2 protein-coding genes are annotated in these 2,854 nt (G+C 61.6%); both read right to left on the reverse strand.

Going from position 1 to position 2,854, the window contains the following annotated elements; genetic code table 11:
• On the reverse strand, positions 1-1,836 hold a 1,836-nt coding region (locus tag EOM25_13665), incomplete at its 3' end, for a formate dehydrogenase (GenBank protein ID NCC26221.1).
• A 231-nt stretch (positions 1,837-2,067) separates the two neighbouring features.
• Positions 2,068-2,854 (reverse strand): formate/nitrite transporter family protein (locus EOM25_13670; GenBank protein NCC26222.1); only part of this gene is annotated, 787 nt, incomplete at its 5' end.

Consider the following 2,854-nt stretch of genomic DNA (forward strand, 5'->3'; position numbering starts at 1 on the left):
GTGCTGGCCCGAGACCTGGTCGCGCAGTTTGGCGTTGTTGCAGGACCAGGGTCCCGTTCCGTTGATATGGATGCGGCGGTACGAAATCATGACGAAGGGATAGTCCTCCACATCGGCGTCGTACTCGGGAGCCAGGATAGCCCTGGGGAGGGATTGGCCCACTTCCTCCAGGTCCTCCCAGTAGAGGTGTACCTTCTTGGAGGGCGTGCCGAAGCCGTTGTCCTTGTACTTCCGGAACCCGATGGCCCCCGGCGACCACTTGCCGCCCATTTCCTGGAGTTTGGCCACCGAGAGACCCAGCCCCTTGAGTTGGATGTCGTAGTATTCGACGTCGTCATTGAAGTGGAAGTACTCGGGGAACATGCGCTTGCCCAATTCGATGAACACCATGTTGGAATGCCGGGCTTCTCCCGGGGCCTCAACCAGGGGCTGGCGCAGGGCCACCCCATGGCCGAAGTTGTACCACCAGGGCATGTACAGGATTTCCCAGCGCTCGAAGTGCGTTCGATCCGGAAGCACGATGTCGGCGAATTTGCTTGTCTCGGAGAGCATGATGTCCGTGTTCAGCAGGAACTCCAATTTGTAGTCGCCGTTCCCGTCCTTCATGCACACAGCCTTTTGCCATTCCTTGTTGCCCATTTCGGTCAAGGCCGGGTTGGCCTCGGTGACGACGAGGATCTTCAAGGCATCGTCCTTGATGGCCTGGGCCTCGTACCAGGTAGGTTCCAGGATGAAGCTATACCGGTCGAATTTTTCGCGGTTCGGTCCGGTGCGGTGGAAGCCCTTCTCGGCCAGGGGCGGCGGGCCGGCCGGGGCCGGAAGGACCGGGGACATGGGCGTTAGATCCGGGATGGGCTGGCCGCCAGGGTTGTCCAGGTTGCCGGTTATGGCCATGAAAATGGCCCAGGCGTGGCCAAAGTCCAGGGATTGGCCAAGCATGATGGACTTGTAGCCGTCCACACCAACGGCCGGAGCTTCTCCGCACAGGCGGGCCAGCTTTTCGATATCCTTGGCCGGCACCCCGCAGACGGCACTCATGGCCTGGGGAGTCTTGTCCTTGACGTAGGCCTGGACCTTTTCGAAATCGCCTTCGCGCACCCACTCCTTGACGAACTTCTTGTCGTACAGATCGTTGGCGATGAGGTAGTTGATCATGCCCAGGAATAGGGCCGTGTCCCCGGATGGTTTGATGGGGATCCACCAATCGGCCTTGGCCGCATCCGGGCTGAAGATGGGATCGACAACCACGAGCTTGGCGCCTCGGTCCTTGGCTTCCAGAATATCCCGCGGGACAACGGCATCGTCCAGACAGCCGAAGGCGTGGCGTCCGCAGAGGAGCATGACGCCGTCCTTGGGCATGGAGAACCAAGCCGGCGGGATGTGGTGGTTGGGCACGCCGCCCCAGCATTTGATCTGAGCCACGATCTTGGCCGAATCGCAATGGGGCAGACCCGTGTTGATGTATCCCCCGTAGGCGTTCAGAAAATGCCACTTGGGGTCGGTTAGGGAGTGCGGGAAGAAGCTGTAGGTCAGCTTGTGGGCCTCGCCCCGATCGTACAGGCTGCGGAGTTTGGCCTCGATGGTGTCCATGGCCTCGGCCCAGGAGATTTCCGCGAATTTGCCCTCGCCCCGCTCGCCGATTCGCTTGAGCGGTTTGGTCAGGCGATCCTTGGCGTATTGCAGAGTCACGCCGGCCATGCCCTTGACGCAAACCTTGCCCCTGAAACGAGGATTTCCGCGCACCTCGGTGACTCGCCCGCCTTGGATGCGGGCCTCGATGGCGCATTCGGCCTTGCACTGGTAACATACCGTCGGATACCAACCGTCCTTGACCATGGTTGCCTCCTTGTCGCGGCCCGGCCTCGTGGTCCGGTCCGCCGGTTGAACATGCCCCGGGTTCACTCCCGGGGTCCCAAACCCTATTTGTCGTCCACGGGCCATTTCCCGGGATAGTCCGGATGCATCCATCGGTAGGCCCGCACCGTCATCCAGACCAGGACGGCGCAGACCGCGAAGGTTCCCCAGACCTCGGGATTGAACGGAGAATAGTCCATTGTCGTTCTCCGGTTACAGTTTGAGCGTGAAGTCGGTTTTTTCCCTGTACAAGGCCCGCACCCGCTTGGCATTGGATACCAGTTGGAACGGGATACCCACGAACAAAATGCCACCCACGAGATTGCCCAACACGGTGAAGACCTGGTTGTGGGCCCATCCGAATCGGCCGAAGCCCCAGTGCAGGAACACCGGATCGGCCAGGCCCATGCCGGTGGCCTGGACCAGGAACATGTCCTGTTGGAAGAGGGGCAGGGCCAGGAAACCGATATTGGCGATGCAGTGCTCCGTCATCCCGGCAACGAAGGCCAATGGGCCCAAGGCGGCCAGGACGATCTTGGCCAAGTCGCCCTCGGCCTTGACAAAAAGAATGGCGGCCACCTGGAGCATCCATGTGCAGACCACGCCCATGGCGAAGATCTGTGTGGCCGTGTATCCCATCTTGGCCGTCCCGATGGCGTGGGACTTGGCCAGCCAGGGCCAGGCCGCGTAGGACCCGCCCTTGGAGACGAGCCACATGAAGAACATGCTGCCCATGAAGTTACCCGCATAGGCCAGGACCAAGCCCCAGGCGAAGCCGCCCCAGCCGATGCGACCATGGAAGACCCCGACGATGCCGATGTACATGTCGGCCGTGACCAGGGTCATGCCCGAGACCAAGATACAGACCAGGGCGATGGAGAACACCAGGCCCATGAGCAGGTTGGCCAGACCCGGGGCCAGGTTTTCGCTCACGCCGGCCGAGACGGCCAGGGCCAAGGTTGCCCCGAAGGCGACCATGGCGCCGGCCATGAAGCCGGAA

It is taken from the genome of Deltaproteobacteria bacterium, from assembly GCA_009929795.1.
Lineage (GTDB): Bacteria > Desulfobacterota > Desulfovibrionia > Desulfovibrionales > Desulfomicrobiaceae > RZZR01.